We start from the raw sequence: 19,092 nt of genomic DNA, 5'->3' as shown, positions 1-19,092 counted from the left end.
GCAAAGATAATGCAAATCGAATGCAGAGCATCTAGCTTGCTTGAATGTTATGCTGAGATGCCGCTTATTTTCTGCAAAGATACAGGTTTCATCGTCCTTCTTTCCTATAGTTTCATACGTAATCCTAAAAAATAATCCATCAAGATTTGTTGGAGTCAATTATTTGTACTACTTTTGCATCAAATAGTTTTTTTTTATTCAGTAAAACACCATTTAGAAGATGTTAGAAAGTCATTATTATAAGGATATGGTAGAGGCTGGCTGCGATGAGGCTGGCAGAGGATGTTTGGCTGGCAGCGTATATGCTGCAGCCGTCATTCTTCCTCCCGGTTATCAGAATGCCGAATTGAACGACAGTAAGAAGCTCACGGATAAGAAGCGCAAGGCGCTCCGCGAGCAGATAGAGCGTGATGCCGTAGCTTGGGCTGTGGGCATTGTTACTCCCGAAGAAATCGATAAAATCAATATCCTCAACGCCAGTATTCTGGCGATGCACCGAGCCCTGGACCAGCTCAAGGTTCGTCCGGAAGCAGTTATTGTGGATGGCAACCGTTTCAAGCCCTACAAGGATTTGCCTTATACAACCATCGTAAAAGGCGACGGCAAGTATCTGTCTATTGCAGCTGCCAGCATCCTTGCCAAGACCTATCGTGATGATTACATGGATGCGCTGGCAGAAGAATATCCGCAGTACGACTGGAAAGGCAACAAGGGTTATCCTACCAAGAAGCATCGTGCTGCCATCAGGGAATTTGGAGTCACTCCATATCATCGCATGAGCTACAATCTTTTAGGCTCAGGTGAATTGAGTATAGATTTCAAGGATTAGAGGCTACAGATATGAGGGTGTGTCATAAGTCTGGAATAATAGTTGGCGCATTCAGGTAGTTCAGTCAAGCAACTCAAGTAGTTCAGTCGAGCAACTCAAGTAGTTCAGTAAGACAATTCAAGTAGTTCAGTAAGCGAGTTCAGACGTCTCAGTTAGCTGATGCAGACGTCTCGGTAAACTGATACAGTCGTCTCGATAAGCTTACAGATACGTCTCCGTTAGCTTACGTAGCCACTTCAGTTACCCGATGCAGCCATATCAGTAACCCAGCGCAGCCTTTATATGAACAAATTTTATGTAATCATCTATCATCCATTACGCTATCCAACGCAAGGCGTTAGAGGGAGATACGCGAGCCCGTATTATAAACTTATGACACACCCTCGATTCATTTTTAGGGCAGTTTTGATAAAAAAAGTAAGAGGACGAACCTTCACAGGCTCGTCCTCTTTGTTTTTTTATTAAATATGTATATCTGATAATATAATTTAGTAAGTCAGATCACCACTCTTTACAGTGTGGTTCTTGCCACCATCCCAAGACTTACCAGTGCGCCAACGTGGGTCACCGATTTCCTTGGTATAGATAGGATGTTTCTTCACCTTGTCAGAAGCATTGTAGTAGAAACCACTGATGTCTGAATAACGGTAAGCATCCTTCTGGAACTTCTCCTTGGCATTTACTGTACCGATAGTCCAAGGGCTCTTGAAGAGCTCGCCAGCCTCAAGCTGGTAACCTACAGCGTCAGCCTCATTCTCGTTATGGTTGTCACCAAACTTAATTTGGGTTTCACCCATACCACCGATGTTGAGGGCTCCCTTGTTGTAGCCGGCACCAGTCTTTGAGTTAGAGAATGCGTTCTGCATGAACATACCATCCAGGAGGTTTGACTTAGGGTCTGTAGATGTCTTATACTTGTCGTAAGCAGGAACTACGGTAGAGTAGTTGTCTGCGAAGTCGTAAGTAATATCCTTGGTATTGATGATCATACCCTTCTGGAAGTAGTCACGGCCACCATCATTCTTGTTACCGGCAAATACGAAGAGGTTCTTCTTGCAGGTAATCTTAGAACCACCTGGAGCATACTGAATCTCGAACATCAAACCGTGGCTCTTGTTGTTAGAGCGTGGTGAGAAGTTAACGAATGTATTGTTAGATACATTGATGTTCCATGTTGTACCATCAGGCCAAGCCAGGTTCTTTGCCTCTGTAATCAAGGCGTGGCGTGGACTGTTGATGATGGTATTGTTGGTAAAGGTCAAATTCTTGTAGAAGTTTGACTTACGGTTGTTTCCTGGACCTGCGAACCAAGAATAGCCACGGCCATTGGTATCATAACCACCTTCATCATAGAATACACAGTCGTTGATGGTCAACTTTTCAATAATCTGACGGTTAGGACCCTGGAAACGGATGAAACCACGAACGTGACCGCTGAATGTACATCTTTCGATACGCAATTCAGAGAGTGAGAATGACAATCCCTGACTGTACATATTCATGAAGTAGTTCTGGGTAATAGTACATTGTGGATTACCGCCTTCTCCCTTCTGGTCAAAGTAGTTGAACCATGCCATTGGGTGGAAGTTGATGTCCTGCATGATGATAGGCTGGATAGCCAATGTCACACCGTTCTCAGCACCTGAACGTGCATTACGGCACAAGCCCCAGTTCACTGCATTTGCTGCGGTCTTTGCCTCGCTGTTGTAACCGATTCCCTGAAGAATGGTTGCACGACCCTTACCTGCAGCAATATCCGCAGGATTGGTTGCAATGGTAAAGCCCTTGGTCATTTCAACTGTTGAAGAGCAGTAGTAGGTCTTGCCACCTTCCAGATAGAAGATCTGACCTTCTGCAATCTTATTGTCAGACATATAGTTGGTCAGGATGGTATCGATACGGGTAGCAACAAGGTCCTCGCAACCGAAAATCTTACCCTTCTGCAAGCCCATGTTCTGCAACAAGGTATCGCGCTTAGCCTCTTCTGCAGTGTTTGCCTTGATGAGGATTGGTTCACCAGGATCACCTTCCATACGTACCATGGTAGAGTTGTACTGGCGGTCGTAGTAGCGCTTGATATTGTTGTTCTGTCCGCTTACGATATAAGCAGCGTTAGATTCCAGACCTTCAATATGAACACGACCGGCAGCACGCTGTTCTGCAGTAGGTTTGATGATGTGTTCTGGAAGCTGTGCGTTATCTGCTGATGGAACTACGCGGATTTCATCGAATACCCACTCTCCATCCTTTACTTCTGCACCAGCCTTGAAGAACTCCTTGTAATCTTTCTCGTAATCGCCTTCTGTCTGTGGCATGAAGCACACATCCATAGAGGTCTTGGTTACATTCTCTGTCCAGAATACACTAGGTACATCGTAGCGCATACCAGTTGTCAATGAACCAGTCTGGTTACGGCTGTCGTCACGAGACTGGTCATTCTGGTGAGAACCATCACCCATACCAAACCACTTGGAGTTATGAGGATTGTTCAAATCGTTTTTGTCAACGAGTGCACGGATAGCATACAGGTAACCTGTGCTATACTGCAAGTCTTCGTGCAGGAAAGAAAGCTGGTCAGCTGTCAATATGGTATCCAGAAGATTTGGATTTTCCTCTTTTTCCCATGAGGTTCCTGCTACTTTTGCTTTCAATTCGTATGCATCTGCACCGTCTACACCATACCAGAACAGGCGCATATCATTCACGTGCGTACTTGCCTTATAGCCGTGCTGCTGCAGGTAGAGTGCGATGTTCGGATCCACTCTTGAAGCAATATCACAATAATAAGGAGTGGTTGATGATGCCGTGTTCGGTGTAGTACGGAACATAGGCATAGGCAGACGGTCAGCGTCTGCATCGTTGTAACCATCGTCGTCTTTGCACGAAGCAAAGAACGACATGGTTGCAGCTAATATCATTGAAAATATAAATAATTTCTTCATATCTTTTATGATTCTAAGTCATTGATTAATAACCATAATAATTCTTGTACTGTCCGATACTGCGGCTAATCACATCTTTTGGAATTGGCAGGATGTATCTTACAGATGGGAGAGTAGACAAGTCAACTTCGCTACTGTACTCAGGAATGTTGGTAGTCTGCATTACTCCCAACTGGTCGATGTAGATGTAACCTCTGATAGAGCATCTGCACTGAGCCTTAGCTATACCAGTGTTCTCATCGAGCCAGTCGAAAAGATATGCTTTCTTCCAGTCGGCTTCTCCACCTTCCTGAGGCATAAACTTACCGTTGAGTCCCCAGTTCTCCCAAAGGTTATCGATGCTGAAGTCATCGCCCTCAGTCTTGTAAACCTCAATGATACCAAGGCTACCATCTGTATTGGCGAAGTTGAATACCTCTGGATAGTTGGCTGCATTATACTTCTCTGGATTTTCTGCTACCTGCTGGTTCCACTGGGCTCTTGTACGGGTTCTGTAGAAGAAGTCGTTTGGTAAATCATTGAAGATGCCATCTGCGTCGTAGCTGTCGTCACGGTCGCATCCCATACCATAATACTTCCAGAAGTTCTTGTAGAGCACCTGGCTGTAGAGGTTCCAGCGAACGAGATCCTTCCAACGGATGTTCTCACCGCCAAACTCCCAGGCACGCTCGTCAACGATAGCCTTGAAGAACTCATCCTTGGTACCGAGTGCACTTACATAGCCGTCTACCTTTTCAGCCTTGTTGGCTGCACCACGGAATGCACGCTCACGAACCTGCTTCAATGCATTCTTGGCTGCATCTGTAGGACCGTTCAACTCGTTTTCAGCCTCTGCAAACATCAGGAGAACGTCTGCATAGCGCATATAAGGGAAGTTGATACCGGTATTGCCTTCAGAGGTGTTACCCTGAGTATGGCTTCTATCCCAAAGCTTAGACCACTTCAGACAGTAGTTGGTATATGAATTCTGTAAAGCAGCAATACCGTTGTAACCGTATGACCAGTAGCCTACAGTATTGAGGCGTACATCTTCCTTGTCGAATGTGAAGCGATAGAAAGCATTCAAACCTACGCTACCACTCATCTTACCCCAAGGGTGATCGGTATCACCGGCACTAGAGAAGTCTGCCTTAGGACCTTGGATATAACCGATATTTCCGTTTACATTCTGTACGAATGGGATTTCGAAGATGACATCATCGTTGCTGACAACGGTATAGTTACACTCATCGTTGAACACCTTCATATAGTCGTTGGTCAACGCATGAGTACCTTCCTTGATGACAGAATCAGCGTATGTACGGGCAATCTTGTAATACTCCTCATAGTCAGCAGCACGCTCCATGGTACCTGCAGCCTTTGTATCTTCGCCATGGCGGAGAGAATAACCGGCACGGAACATAGAGATACGTGCAATGAGAGACCATGCAAACTCCTTAGAGCAGCGTTCTACGCCTTCTGTGATTTCCTTAGCCTTCTTCATCTTAGGAGCAGCCTGCTTCAGGTCGTTGATAAGAGCTGTAAGAATCTCATCACGGGTTCCCATAGGCATGATCAGTGACTCCTGATCGTAAGTACGGGTGAAGGTGAAAGGAATATCTCCCCAGAGAATCACCAGGTCGAGATAGTTCATAGCACGGATACACTTAGCCTCACCAATCATCTGGTCGAGGTCTGCATTGCCGTAGAGTGATGACTTCTCTGCTGCATTTATAAAGTTGTTCGCACGCTCAATAGTCTGGTAAGCTGCATCCCAGGTGCTCTTGATGCTGCTACCGTCAGCCTCACCGTCAAACTGCTTCCAGTCGTTGTGGCTTACGCTCTTCTCTTCTGCTGAAGAAGTAGAGAATTCTACATCGCTGCTGAAATTGAAGGTGGTGAGGTATGCATTGCCGTATGTATTACCGCTACAGGTAGACTGATATACTGAATTCAGCAAACGGTCGGCCTCTTCTGTACTGCTGAACACTTGTTCGTCGGTCACCTTAGAAGGAGCGTCTACATCCAAGTAGTCGTTGCAGGAAGACAAGCCTGCCAGCAACAGACTGCACATCAATATATTTTTAATTTTCATATTGTATTTCCTTATTATATATTATATACCTAGTTTAGAATGAAAGGTTCACACCGAAGAGGTAGCTGTGGCTACGTGGGTAGCGGTTCCAGTCAACGTTAGGTGTCAAGCCATTCTGAATGTCAACTTCTGGGTCATAGCCAGAGTAGCCTGTGATGCAGAAGATGTTAGAGCCTGTAACATACAAACGGAGGCGAGAAATACCCCACTTCTTTGTAAGGGTTGTAGGCAATGTGTAACCGATTGTCAAGTCGTTGAGACGGAGGAATGAACCATCTTCTACGAAGTTAGAGAGGGTGTAGTTCTTGGTTACATCCTGTGGGTTCCACAATGTCTTACCGCTATTAATCTCTTCGTAAATATCGAGGTAGTCGATGTGCTGTGAATTGCCCAACAGGCACTCGTTGAGGTTGTAGATACTCTTGGTTCCATCTGCATTCTCGATGTAGATATCTCCATGATAAACCCAACGGTTGTTGTAGTCAAACTTCTTCAATACGTTGCGAGGGTTGGTCTGGCTGGCACCCTTTGCTGATGAAAGCTGGTATGCGGTAGCGTTGATTACGTCGAAGTCGAGCATATAGGTGAAGTTGGCTGTGAAGTCGAAGTTCTTCCACTTTCCTGACAAACCGAAACCACCCTGTACCTTAGGGTTGGTATTACCAACTACAGTACGGTCGTTGATGTCGATCTTGCCATCACCGTTGATATCTTTCAACTTGATACGGCCAGGAGCTGTACCAAACAGACCTGTTACGGTTGGCTTCTCCTGTACGCCTGGGTTCTCTGCCAGGTATGCCTCATCATTGACAGCATAGCTATAGCCATTTCTGTGGAATTCGTTGAAACCGTAAAGACCTTCGTATACATAACCATAGATAAGACCTACTTCCTTACCCTCTACAAGGCGGAAGTTATCCTCTGAATCCCAAGACTTGCCAGGGATGTAAGCGTCTGTACCATTAATCTTCTCTACCTTGGTCTTGTTCATACCCATGTTGAAGTTTGCAGAGAGAACATAGTCCTTACCGCGGAGGATATCACCATTGATAGAAAGTTCGAAACCCTTGTTGGATACACGACCTACGTTCTGCCACTGCTGTGAGTAACCGGTTGTGGTAGGAATCTGGCACTTGTAGAGCAAGTCGCGTGTGGTGTTCCAGTAAACTTCAGGAGTAAGCGTAATGCGACCTTTGAAGAGAGAAATATCAGCAGCCAGGTTGCGGGTTACTGTAGTTTCCCACTTGATCTTGTTGTTAGGGAACAAACCGTCTGATGCATAATACTTGTCACCATTCTGGGTTGTTGTGCTCTCGCCCCAGCTAGGACCACCCTGTGCATTGATGTTATACTGGTAGCGCCAACGGTCATCACCGATGTTGTTGTTACCAGAAAGACCGAATGCGGCACGGATCTTCAACTGGTCGATAACGTCCTTGTTCCACCAAGACTCCTCAGAGATAACCCATGCACCAGAGATAGAAGGGAAGTAACCCCACTGGTTACCTGGAGCAAATCGGGTAGAACCATCGGCACGCATGGTACCTGAGAGCAGGTACTTGTGCTTGTAGTTGTAGTTCACCTGACCGAAGAAAGATGCAATACGGTTAGGAGTTGTTACGCTTGATGTGCTGGCGTATGCAGAACCCAGACCCATGTTGTTGAAAGCATATCTTGGAGATGTGCTCTGTGGGAAGTAGCGGGATGCCTGATAATTGGTTGTGGTTTGGGTATGCTGAACTTCCTGACCGAGCAAGAAAGAGAGATTATGCTTCTCCTTCAAGGTTAAGCTATAGTTCAGGGTATTTGTCCATGTATACTTGAAACCACGGGTGTTTGTAATCTGAGCCACAGGCATGTTCTCGTTCTTGGCAGCCTCGTCAGTCAGATAACCATAGAAACGGTTGTTGTCTGAGAATGACCAGAACTGGGCGATGTCTGAACGGAAGGTCAGGTTAGGAATGATTTCCCATGTGAGACTAGCCTGATTGGTGAAACTGTAAGAATGCTTCAGCAGATAATTCTGATTGATGTCGTCCATAGGACTAGCCAACTTCCAGTAACGCTCTACAGAGAAGTCCTGCCACTCATCATCATAGCTGGTAAACTCACGGAGACCATTGGTAGGCTTATAGTTCAATACGCCCACCAAACCACCTGTACCGATGCCGCTGGCACCTGCACCGAGGTCACGACGATAAGTAAAACGAGGGTTTACTAAGAGGTTTACGTTCTTAGCCAACTTGACATTAATCTTGGTGTTCATGTTGGTACGGCGAACACCAGAGTTAGAGATGATACCATCCTGGTTGTGCTGGGTGAGAGAGGTGCTGAAGCGCAACTTCTCGTTACCACCATTTACGGTAACATTGTACATCTGAGTCAAAGCAGGATCGCCCATCAACTCATCTTGCCAGTCGTGGGTAGTCTTTGTCTTGTAGATGTCAAGGTCGTTAGGGTTACCGAAGTCTCGGCGGAAGGCGTACTTCTTGCTGTTGCTGTCATATGTACCATCCAACTGATACTTAACGAATTCGTAAGTATCCAGCATATCCTGCTTGCCTGCCAACCAAGAGAGCTGACCGTATGCGTTGAAGTCAACCTTTACCTTACCAGCCTGTGCAGATTTTGTAGTAACGATAACTACACCATTACCACCTCGTGCACCATAAACAGCGGTGAGGGAAGCATCCTTCAATACATCGATACTCTGGATATCGGTAGGAGGAATGTCGTTGATGTTGTCAGCCTGGAAACCATCGACGATAAACAAAGGTTTAGAGTCCTGGGAACTAGAGATGGCTGAACCACCACGAATACGGATGTTGATGTCGGCACCAGGAGCACCATCGACTGTGGTAACCTGTACACCGGCAATCTTACCTGCCAATGCCTCAGCAGCAGAAGCCACTGGAACAACAGCAAGCTTTTGGCCAGAAATAGAACCTACAGAACCGGTGAGGTCCTTGCGGGCTTTACTTGTATAACCGACAACGACAACTTCGTTGAGCTGACTGTTGTCATCCTTCAAAACGATGGTTTGGGCTTGCCCCCCCCACTTTTATCTCTTGTGCCACCATACCGATGTAAGAGATAACGGCAGTCTTGCCGGCTTTCAGGTTGAGCGTAAAATTACCATCGATGTCAGTAACTGTGCCATTCTTAGGGTTTCCCTTTTCAATGACAGATGCTCCGATCACTGGCTCGTTGTTTGCGTCCAGCACGGTACCTTTCACGACATTCTGTGCGAGGACAGAAGATGGTGTAAGAACCATCGTCGCTACTAGGCAGACTTTACACAATTTTTTGATTGCGTTCACCATGTAACTAACTTTTTAAATTTTACTAATTGTTTTTGTTTATGTAAATTAGGTCTTTAAGCATGCTACACATTATTATATAATATATAGGAGCCTATTACCAGAATTTTCTAAAATTGTCTTGTTGCGTCATCTAACATCTGAAAAAACTTCGGCTGAATCTATATAAAAGAATCCAAGAGGAAAGTTTTTATAAGTTTATGTATTTCTAGGTTGCATCTTTATTTATCGCCTACAAAAATATAAAAAAGATTTAAGACTTCCAAGAAAAAACTGAATTATTTTAAGGAAAGGCGTGATTTTTTTCTTTTTTGGTTAAAAAGTGTAGCTTCGTAAGGGAAATGTAGTTGATAAAAACAAAAACAGGCTATTGGAACTTTCTGCTCCAACAGCCTGTTTCTTCTTTGTTGTTTCTGACAGATACAGCGGATATTCTTATCTGTCTCTTATTGTCAGGACGAGATTAGAAATCGAGGGTGATACCCTTCTCGTCAATCTTCTTGTATGTTTTGTCGTTGACAGTCACATTCTTTGAGTTCTTGGCATCGAAGGTGTGGGTCTTTGCACTTACCTTGATGTTCTCAAGCTTCACACCATCGGTACGGTTGATGACGATACCCTGCTGGGCATTGTTTACCTCCAGGTCCTTGATGTGGATATTGCTTACCGGCATCTCTGGGAGACCGTTGAAGTAAGCAGCACGACGGGCTGTGCGGCAGATGACATGGTTGATGTCGATGTTGCGGAAGCAAGGTGTTGTTTCGTCTACCTTGAACTTCTGTACCTTCTGGTTCTTTGCCTCATCGCCATCGTTGAGAACCTCAACGGCTGACTTGCCGCCATAATAAAGGTCGAAGGTGATGACATCTGTCTGAATATCAAACATAGACATGTTGTCGATATAGATGTTCTCTACTACGCCACCACGACCGCGGGTACTCTTGAAACGGAGACCTACATCGGTGCCGAGGAACTGGCAGTCGCTCACCTTGATATTCTTCACACCACCGCTCATCTCGCTACCAACAACGAAACCACCGTGCCCCTTGAATACGGTACAGCCGTTTACGATGACATTCTCGCAAGGAATGCCGCGCTTTCTTCCGTCAGCATCCTTACCGCTCTTGATGCAGATACCATCATCGCCTACATCGAAAGTAGAGTTGACGATGAGTGCATTCTTGCAGCTCTCCAGGTCGAGACCATCACCATTCTGAGCGTATGAAGGGTTGCGGACCAATACATCTTCTATAAGAACGTTCTCGCACATCAGCGGATGAATGTTCCATGCTGGTGAATTCTGGAAGATAACTCCATTGAGCCAAACGTTCTTGCAGTTAACGAGGCTGATCATTACAGGACGGAGGAAACGCTTGATCTCGTTCCACTCTTCTTCTGAAGCTGGAGTCTTAGGCACATTCATGTTGGCGCTGTTGTCTGCCTTCAATGCACCCTCTGTTGGGAACCAGTAGTCTGCTCTCTTGAATGCACCGCCACGTGAAGTAATCTGCTTCCACTGAGCTTCGGTAACCTTCTGCTTCTTCAAAGGACGCCAGAATTCTCCGTTTCCGTCGATGCAGCCCTGACCGGTAATAGCCACGTTGGTAAGATTATGGCCAGAGATAGGCGACTGGCAGCGGCGTGTATCCAAGCCCTCGAATGATGTGTCTATGAAAGAGTAGAGGGCATCATCTGGTGAGAAAAGGATAACAGCACCTTTTTCGAGATGCAGGTTGATATTGCTCTTCAATACGATAGGACCTGTGAACCATACGCCCTGTGGGACGATGAGTTTGCCGCCGCCCTTCTGGGTCAGCGCATCGATAGCCTTGGCAAAGGCTGTAGTACAGAGAGAAGAGCCATCTCCAATGGCACCAAAGTCCTTGAGATTAACCTCATTGGCTGGGAATTGTGGACGGGTCACCTTCTCCATCTGGAATGGTAGATTCTCGTAAAGAGCATCATACTTCTTGATGTCGGTTGCCTGGGCACTTAGCGCCAACAAGCAAGCACATACCATGCTAAATAATTTCTTCATCTATTTTCTTGGTTTGTTGGGTTATTATATATAAGCTATTTCTTCTGCAAAGATAAGTATTATCTTTTGAAAAGCCAAAAATAGTAAGGCTTATTCTAAATAAATCGTTGTAAACGTTTTCGTGGAATGGGGAATATGATAGGATGTAAGTGGGTAGATATGCAGGGATAAATGTGTATATATACTAAGGTATATAAACGAAAAAAGGAGAGAAACGAACTTCTCTCCATCTTGGTACCCAGACCCGGGATCGAACCGGGATGGATTGCTCCACTGGTGTTTGAGACCAGCGCGTCTACCGATTCCGCCATCTGGGCAAATACCACTTTGCTTATTTGCGGTTGCAAAGGTACTAATAATTTTTGAACTGACAAACTTTTTGGGAACTTTTTTTTCTAAAAATGCGTTTTTGATGCAGAAACATTAAATTTTTGTTGTTTTTATAGTCCACTTTATTAAATTTCAAGAAAATCTTTGGCACTTTCACAGATAATCACTAACTTTACAGATGAATTTTGAAAACAAACAAAATATTAGACTCAAGATATGAAGAGTAACGGAAATAATTATTGTGTGATATTGGCAGGAGGTAAAGGCCGCAGACTCTGGCCTTGCAGCCGCAGCAACTATCCGAAGCAGTTTGTCGACTTCTTTGGAGTAGGTCGCACCCAGCTTCAGCAAACCTTTGACCGTATGGCAAAGATTGTGCCTGCCGACCATATATTTATCAACACAAATGAAGAATATGTTCAATTGGTAAAGGAACAGTTGCCTGAGGTTCCTGCAGAACGAATATTGGCGGAACCTATTCATCGCAACACAGCCCCTAGCATGGCATGGGCTAATCATCGCATCTCGATGCTCAATCCCGATGCCTGCATTATCGCAACACCTTCGGATCAGGCCATCTTCAATGAAGATGCTTTCCGCGAGAACGTATTGGAAGGTCTGGCTTTTGTGGCAGAACATGACCGCTTCCTGACGATGGGTGTGAAGCCAACTCGTCCTGAACCTGGATATGGATATATTCAGATGGGTGAAGCTATCGGCAACGGATTGTACAAGGTGCAGTCGTTTACAGAGAAACCGGAAAGAGAGTTTGCCAAGATTTTTGTAGAGAGTGGAGAGTTCTATTGGAATACGGGTTTATTCCTTTCTAATGTGAAGTATCTGCGTGAGTGTTTCTGCAAGATTCTGCCCCCTGTACTCCGTGATTACGATAAACAGTATCCCGAATTCAGTGTGGAGACAGAGAACGCTTACATGAAGGAGAGCTTCTCTTCTTATCCTAATATATCAGTAGATTTCGGAGTGCTTGACAAACCTAGCAATGTCTATATGATGAAGTGTGACTTCGGCTGGGCTGATCTGGGTACCTGGCACAGTATCTACGAGGCGATGCAGAAGAGCAGCGATGACAACGTGGTTGTTGACAGCGATGTGATGATGGAGAATTGTCACAACAATGTAATCAAGTTGCCTAAAGGAAAGCTGGCTGTATTGAACGGACTGGATGGTTTCATAGTAGCCGAGAATGACAATGTATTGTTGATATGCAAGAAAGAAGATTCTTCTGCCCTGGTGCGTAAATATGTAAACGAGGTGCAGATGAAGAAAGGCGATGAGTTCGTCTAAGCAAGAGCTTATGAAATAAAGATATAAAAAGAGCTGCGAAGCATATTCGCAGCTCTTTTTCTGTTTGAAACTTCTTGCATTTAAAGTTTCTTGAATTCTGTATAAATCTTATCAGCAATTTCCTTGAACTCTTCCTCTGTGAGTTTGAGATGCTCCTTGCGGAAGTTTACATCAGCTTCGCTGTTCATTGGGATGAGGTGGATATGGGCATGAGGAACCTCCAGACCCAAAACAACCTGCGCCACTTTCTTGCATGGGAAGGCTGCCTTGATAGCCTTGGCTACCTTCTTGGCGAAAACCTCAAACTCAGCCAGGTCTTCGTCTTCCATATCGAAGATGTAATCCACCTCCTTGCGGGGAATCACCAAAGTATGACCTTTGCCGATAGGGCTAATGTCGAGGAAAGCATAGAACTTGTCGCTTTCTGCACACTTGTAGCTAGGAATCTCTCCTGCTGCAATCTTTGAAAAAATGCTTGCCATAATCGCTAATCAATTTATAATTAATAATTTATAATTTACAATTCATATTATCTTATTCTCTTTTTGATGTCGTTGCATCGGCTACTTTCATTTTCTGTAGAATATATCGGGTAGGCTTACATATAACATAAAAGGAACCGTCATACGGGCATCGCTGCCGATATGATAGTTCCTTTTATTCCGTTTTATTCAAATGAAATCTTGTCGATGCGAAGGTTGATGGTGCCGCGAGGAATCTTGATTTCTGCAACTTCACCTACCTTCTTGTTGAGCAATCCCTGTGCAATAGGAGTCTTGATGGAAATCTTGCCTTCCTTCAAGTTTGCCTCGCTCTCGCTCACGATGGTATAAGTCATCTTTGCCTTGTTAGCCATGTTGGTCATCTCTACCTTCGACATAATCTGCACGCTGTCGGTGCTGAGCTGCTTGGTATCGATAATCTTGGCCTCGGCAATGGTGAGCTTCAGGCGATTGATCTTATCTTCCAGATGAGCCTGTGCCTCTTTAGCGGCATCATACTCAGAATTCTCACTTAAATCACCCTTGTCGCGGGCTTCAGCAATTGCGGCTGATGCCTTAGGGCGCTCTACAGATACGAGCTGTTTCAGCTCAGCTACGAGTTTGTCGTAGCCTTCTTGTGACATGTAAGCCATAATTTTCTTGTTGTTTTAATGTTATTAATAATCGGTTGGCAAGTAGCATAAAAAATAAAGAATTCCAGTGCCAGTGGAGCACCGGAATCCTATATCTGTATTTATGTCTCTTGTTTATCCTTTTGTGTATAATCCGAATGCAAAGATAGGACTTTATTTCCGTATCACCAAATTTTTTGGGGGAAATTTTAAAAATATCCTCCTTTTTCCTTCACATAGTTCATTAATTCGCTAAAAATCTGATTATTGCGCAATATCTCCGGGTTGCCTGTCATAATCATCTGCTTTCGGGCACGGGTGATGGCTACGTTCAGCTTGCGGTCGATGATGGCGCCGTCTTCTACGAAACTGTTGCCGGCAAGGAAGTCGAGCTGCCAGATGTTCTGGATGGTGAAACTGTAGATGATGACATCTCGCTGGCTGCCCTGGTACCGCTCTACGGTATCGATACTGATTTTCTCCAGTTCCGGAATACCGAGCTTTTCGATGCCTTTGCGCACCATGGCTATCTGGTTGCGGTAAGGAACGATGACGCCTACCGTCTTCTTGGCATCGAAACGCTCTCCATAGAAGCGGTGGATGCGGCGAAGCAGGTCTACCACGATTGCTGCCTCGTTGGCATTGATCTTATCGGATACATTCGGTTCCTTGCAGAATTTGGATGGGAGGAATATCATGCGGTGCTCCTTCAGCAGGTCGTCGAGCGCATCTTCTGACGGGAGAGTATATGACAGCTCCGTCTCCAACTGGTGTGGACATGGCACGGGTTCCAGTTTCTCCCGACGGTAGAACATCCGGTTAGGAAACTCTGCAATCTCGGGATGCATTCTGCCTTGGCGGCGCAGAATGCCGATGAATTCGCTGCGCTCTTCGTGATCTTCCCAATGAATCAGACGTTCGAAGAGGGAATTGCGGCAGTTGGTAAGACAGATGTCCTGCAGGATGCTCATGTCGATGATGCCACCTTTCTGACTGTCGTTGATGGTAGGAATACCTGAATCCTGCTCGCTCTGCTGCACCACGGCTGGCAACTGCTTGTAGTCGCCAATGAGGATGAACTTATCCACGGCAGACAGGAGACCGATGAGATTAGGCTCCAGTATCTGGCTCGACTCGTCGATGATGGCAAGCTTGAAGTGCTTCAGCGAGAAGATGAACGGCTTGGAGGTCATCATCGAAGTGGTGCCCACGATTACACGCGTTCCTATTATATATTGTTTGATGGCTTCGAGTTTCGGACAGTCGCTGATGGCTTTCTCTATCAGATAAGGGCGGAACCGCTCGTCGCAGGAGTACTCGCTGCCGAGGCGAAGGAATGGGATGCCCGAATCTACCAGCATCTCGCAGATTTCATCTACGGCTCGGTTGGTATAGCTCATCAGAAGAATGGAGGATGCAGGCTGCTGAGCCGTCTTGCCTCCCGAGGCGATGCTTTCTGCTGTCGGCATTCCCGTTCCATCGTTCAATGCTTCTTCTACCATAAACTTCAGGGCACGACTGGTCTTTCCTGTTCCCGGAGGTCCCACGAGCAGGAAGTAATCCTGTGCCTGCTTGGCACGGAGAATGATGTCATCCAGTACATCATCGTAATGTCTGGTCAATGTAAGCGAGGCATCTCTTTGCGGAGCACGCTGCCCTAACAGCAGGTCGCGTTTCTCCTTGGGTGCACAGATAAACTGGTGCAGGTTACGTATGCTTCCGCCTGTTGATGCATCGCTCGTTCCATGTTCTATGGCGTAAGGCAGATTCATCTCGAAGATATCGGCATTCTGCTGTCCGTCGGTGAGATGCACCACAATCTCATCGCTGTGAATCTCCTGTAGTACACCTTTATATAATATAGCCTTTCTTACATCGGGTTCTTCCTTCAGCTTGTAGGTATAGAGATACACCATGTCGCCGATACGGAAGTTGGGCAGGAAGTCTTTTCCCTGGTCGGGCACGCTCAGGGTGATGGTATCATATCCGCTTCCTGCGCTGCTCTGTTCCTTTCGGATGATGTGCAGGTCGGTATAGATATTGCCGGCATCTTTCTTTTCGGCGAGTGGCATGGTCCAGAGGTCGGAACTGGATGTGTTCGTTCCTTCCTGTGCGCCCACCTTGCTGATCATCTGTTCCCGCAACACGAAGGTCATCATGCGGCAGAAGTAAGCCTCCTCTAATGGGGTGAGGTTGTGGAGCGGACTGGTGATGGCTTCTATCTGCGGCTTCAGATACTTGTTGTAAAAGAAGTCCTGGGTACCTGCCACATTCAAAACTTCGGGGGTAAATTCATTCAGTGCATGCTCGAATCCCTCCTTGGCTATCTCGAAGGAGGCGGCAACGAGCTGGTTGCGGTATTCGATGGCCTCCTTGAAGAGCTTTTGGTAGTAAGCTACCACCATCAGTCCGTCTTGCGGCTGATACTTGGAATAGAGCAGACGGATATTCACGCGGTCGTTGCTCAGCTTGAAGTTGTGCTGCAATACGCCATAGTAGAGCAGCAGCTGTACATAGTGGGGCTCCAGCTGATAACTGTGATAACCCGGATCTACCTGATGGGTTTCGATATTCATGTTGCGTCCCGATTTCTGCTCCACCAGCAGTTTGCAGTCGGTGGTCATCAGGTCCACACGTCCCTGTATGCCGAGTGCTTCGCAGACGAACGAAGGTTCGAGGATGGCTTTCTTCCTGTCGTAAAGACTTTCGCCACGGAAGGCTGACATCTGTGCCTGCGATGCGGTGCGGGGAAAGAGAATATCCACTACCTGCTGCAGATTGAATGCCTGCTGGTTGGCATCGGTATAGAATTTCTTGGCATCAAACCAGGGACAGGTGCAGAACTCCAGGGCTTTCTCCCTGAAATTCGTCTTTATGGTTTCGTTCATCTGGTATTTGCCGTTTGTATTGATGATGTCATCCAGCGCAGCACCGGCAAAGTTACCGAGCAGGGTTGCCTGGGTGTTGGCGCGGGGCTTCATCTGGTTCAGCAGATAGAGTAGGGGATGATGACCGAAAGCCGTGAAGCAGGTGGCGATACTACTGATATCTACCAGATAATCGGGTTCCACCACGATGAGTCGGGGGGTGATGACGGGCTGTTTCACCTGACAGTCGAGCAGGTTGAGCTGCATACCTTCCTTCAGGATATCCCAGAGGTAGGTATGGTCGATATGGTTTTCTTCGTCTTTCAGTTGAACGAGATATTCCTCTTCGTCAGCATCCTGGTCAATATCCACGCGGATGAAATCGCTGTCCCAGTTCTTCACGATGCAGCGGATGCGGCGGTTGTTGATTTCCAGTCCTTTCTGATAAGGGCGGTTGGTATGGGGAATGAGCACGTTCAGCTCGTGGGGAACATCCACTCCGAATACGGCAGAGATGAAGATGGCTAGGGCACGTGCATCATATTTCAAATCTTCGCTTGAGAGTGGTTCCTGCGAATTGCTGTGCCGGCGCATGGTCTGGATGGCAATCTTGTCTGCCACCTTGATGCCGTGGACCTTACAGAGATAATCCACCTGGGAGAAAAGGTTACCGAAAGCCTGTTTCGTTTCCTTCACTCCTTCGTGGCAGCAGAGGATGAGCGTATCGTGCATCATCTTGTTGCGTGTCTTCGGCTCCAGTTCGGGGAGCGTCAGGAGTTCCCTTACTCGCTGGAAAAGTTCAGCGGTGCTGATATTGTTTTGATTCATGAAATATTGCTTAATCTTGAGAGATGTTTACCTCATCTCTTTCCTCGAAAATGCGATTATTGGCTGTTTTTATTTCCATTATGGTAAAATGTTGTATTCTCTCTTCAGCCAAAGCTCGAAGACAGGATCGACGAATGAGAAATCCTGAAGATGTTTCTCAACGAGATCTTTCTCTACTAATACTTTCTTGTTACGTGTGATGCTCTGTGGCTGCCCCAGACCATACGTCTCTACGACATCCTTGGCATTGAAGTGCTTTTCGCCAGAAGCGATGGCTTTCAACATGCCGATTTGAGTGGGAGTGAGCTCGTCCATCTCTGTCAAGAACAAGTCTTCGTTGGTGTCCAAAACCAGTTGGAGCTGGTTGTCGAGGAGTTCTTGCGTCACCTCTTTGTCTGTGTGTGACCATAGGAAGAAGCAATATTGCTGTACGTACCAAGAGTTATACTTCACTCTTTCGCATAGACATTCTGCTTGGCTCTCAGAGATAGTTTTTCCTGTCTTCTTAAAATTGCTTATGATGTATGGAATCCAATATTCCTTGGCTATTCTCTTCAGGTTCATCAGTTGTCCGAACTTAAAGAAAGGACTGTTCGCCTTGTTGAAAATATCTTTCATCATGTGCATCTTGCTGCCGTAGAGACAATAGGTGGTATGGTGCTGCAACTGCCATTCAGCCCTCAGCATAGCTTCAAGGTTCTTCCATTTTGGCAGGTTGGCGAGCTGCTGAAACTCATCGATGCAGACGATAATCTTGATGCCTTTAGCCTCGGCTATTCTTTCGGGGAGTTGCAGAATGTTTTCAGGACTTTCCTTTACAGGATTCACCTTTAGGTTGACCTCTACACTATTCATTGGGTCGGAAGCTATCGTGATGCTTGGGGTAAAACGATTGATAAATTTCACCAAGTCAGATAATTTCTGTTCCAATGTGGAAGAAACTCCTTGTATCACGATGGAGGCAAATTTGTTGTAGAATTCCTCCTCAGTATGAATCTTGGAGGCATCCATGAAGCAAACCTTTGTTTTGGATTCTTCCTGCATTAATTCTTCCATAGAGGTTCTGACAAGCGAAGATTTTCCCCATCTTCTTGGAGATACCAAGATGACGTTGATGCCGTGGCGAAGGAAATTTTTCAGTTCCCTTCTGTCTTCTACTCTGTCGATAAAACTCTCTTTCTCAGCGAGTCTTCCATAAATAAAGGGTATATCCATAATCAATTTTTTATAAGTGATGGCACAAAGTTACAAAAATTATAAATACTCTTATAATAAATGCATTTATAATTATGGATAATTAACTGTTTAACCATCCTAAAGTGCTGCCCCTCAAAAAGTAGACACAGAAAGGTGGAAAACTGATGGAAAATGATTACCTTTGCAAGCAGATAGAGTTGTGCGCCCTGTAGAGAGGGCGTAGCCCGAACGTAAGGGCGCACAACTTG

General features: G+C 45.9%; 9 protein-coding genes, 1 tRNA gene and 1 pseudogene. 2 read left to right on the top strand and 9 right to left on the bottom strand.

Annotated features, from left to right (window positions below; genetic code table 11):
- Positions 1 to 220: 220 nt before the first annotated feature.
- On the top strand, positions 221 to 829 hold the full coding sequence (locus tag ACWJAO_RS06435; protein WP_449139661.1) for a ribonuclease HII: 609 nt from the start codon (positions 221 to 223) through the stop codon (positions 827 to 829).
- A gap of 488 nt (positions 830 to 1,317) precedes the next feature.
- Here the strand turns inward: ACWJAO_RS06435 and ACWJAO_RS06430 are convergent, their stop codons facing one another.
- The 5 genes and pseudogenes from ACWJAO_RS06430 to ACWJAO_RS06410 all read right to left on the bottom strand — a co-directional run bounded on the left by ACWJAO_RS06430 (position 1,318) and on the right by ACWJAO_RS06410 (position 11,520).
- Positions 1,318 to 3,771, bottom strand: a complete 2,454-nt coding sequence (locus ACWJAO_RS06430; RefSeq protein WP_449139660.1) for a hypothetical protein — start codon at positions 3,769 to 3,771, stop codon at positions 1,318 to 1,320.
- Positions 3,772 to 3,796: 25 nt separating this feature from the next.
- Positions 3,797 to 5,845, bottom strand: a complete 2,049-nt coding sequence (locus tag ACWJAO_RS06425; protein ID WP_449139659.1) for a RagB/SusD family nutrient uptake outer membrane protein — start codon at positions 5,843 to 5,845, stop codon at positions 3,797 to 3,799.
- A gap of 34 nt (positions 5,846 to 5,879) precedes the next feature.
- Positions 5,880 to 9,168 (bottom strand): annotated as a pseudogene (locus ACWJAO_RS06420) (SusC/RagA family TonB-linked outer membrane protein).
- Between the two features lie 460 nt (positions 9,169 to 9,628).
- Positions 9,629 to 11,203, bottom strand: coding sequence for a glycoside hydrolase family 28 protein (locus ACWJAO_RS06415; protein ID WP_449139658.1), 1,575 nt, complete (start codon positions 11,201 to 11,203; stop codon positions 9,629 to 9,631).
- Between the two features lie 232 nt (positions 11,204 to 11,435).
- Positions 11,436 to 11,520, bottom strand: a tRNA-Leu gene (locus tag ACWJAO_RS06410).
- A 229-nt stretch (positions 11,521 to 11,749) separates the two neighbouring features.
- Between ACWJAO_RS06410 and ACWJAO_RS06405 the strand changes: the two genes are divergently transcribed.
- On the top strand, positions 11,750 to 12,838 hold the full coding sequence (locus ACWJAO_RS06405) for a mannose-1-phosphate guanylyltransferase (RefSeq protein ID WP_118151110.1): 1,089 nt from the start codon (positions 11,750 to 11,752) through the stop codon (positions 12,836 to 12,838).
- 80 nt (positions 12,839 to 12,918) lie between these two features.
- Here the strand turns inward: ACWJAO_RS06405 and ACWJAO_RS06400 are convergent, their stop codons facing one another.
- The 4 genes from ACWJAO_RS06400 to ACWJAO_RS06385 all read right to left on the bottom strand — a co-directional run bounded on the left by ACWJAO_RS06400 (position 12,919) and on the right by ACWJAO_RS06385 (position 18,862).
- Entirely contained in the window at positions 12,919 to 13,320 is a 402-nt protein-coding gene (locus ACWJAO_RS06400) for an HIT family protein (RefSeq protein ID WP_022120766.1), read from the bottom strand.
- 185 nt (positions 13,321 to 13,505) lie between these two features.
- Entirely contained in the window at positions 13,506 to 13,973 is a 468-nt protein-coding gene (gene greA / locus ACWJAO_RS06395; RefSeq protein WP_006847697.1) for a transcription elongation factor GreA, read from the bottom strand.
- Positions 13,974 to 14,161: 188 nt separating this feature from the next.
- A complete protein-coding gene (locus tag ACWJAO_RS06390; RefSeq protein WP_449139657.1) occupies positions 14,162 to 17,647 on the bottom strand; it encodes a DEAD/DEAH box helicase in 3,486 nt (1,161 codons plus the stop codon).
- A gap of 78 nt (positions 17,648 to 17,725) precedes the next feature.
- Positions 17,726 to 18,862 (bottom strand): AAA family ATPase, encoded by a 1,137-nt coding sequence (locus tag ACWJAO_RS06385; protein WP_153083529.1) that lies wholly within the window; start codon positions 18,860 to 18,862, stop codon positions 17,726 to 17,728.
- Between the last annotated feature and the right edge of the window lie 230 nt (positions 18,863 to 19,092).

It is taken from the genome of Segatella sp. (genome assembly GCF_977051555.1).
This window is presented reverse-complemented; position numbering and strand designations above follow the sequence as displayed.

Bases quoted from the DNA above. Each gene is read 5' to 3' on its own strand.
- ACWJAO_RS06435 (WP_449139661.1), top strand. From the start codon at position 221: ATGTTAGAAAGTCATTATTATAAGGATATGGTAGAGGCTGGCTGCGAT.
- ACWJAO_RS06430 (WP_449139660.1), bottom strand. From the start codon at position 3,771: ATGAAGAAATTATTTATATTTTCAATGATATTAGCTGCAACCATGTCG.
- ACWJAO_RS06425 (WP_449139659.1), bottom strand. From the start codon at position 5,845: ATGAAAATTAAAAATATATTGATGTGCAGTCTGTTGCTGGCAGGCTTG.
- ACWJAO_RS06415 (WP_449139658.1), bottom strand. From the start codon at position 11,203: ATGAAGAAATTATTTAGCATGGTATGTGCTTGCTTGTTGGCGCTAAGT.
- ACWJAO_RS06405 (WP_118151110.1), top strand. From the start codon at position 11,750: ATGAAGAGTAACGGAAATAATTATTGTGTGATATTGGCAGGAGGTAAA.
- ACWJAO_RS06400 (WP_022120766.1), bottom strand. From the start codon at position 13,320: ATGGCAAGCATTTTTTCAAAGATTGCAGCAGGAGAGATTCCTAGCTAC.
- greA (WP_006847697.1), bottom strand. From the start codon at position 13,973: ATGGCTTACATGTCACAAGAAGGCTACGACAAACTCGTAGCTGAGCTG.
- ACWJAO_RS06390 (WP_449139657.1), bottom strand. From the start codon at position 17,647: ATGAATCAAAACAATATCAGCACCGCTGAACTTTTCCAGCGAGTAAGG.
- ACWJAO_RS06385 (WP_153083529.1), bottom strand. From the start codon at position 18,862: ATGGATATACCCTTTATTTATGGAAGACTCGCTGAGAAAGAGAGTTTT.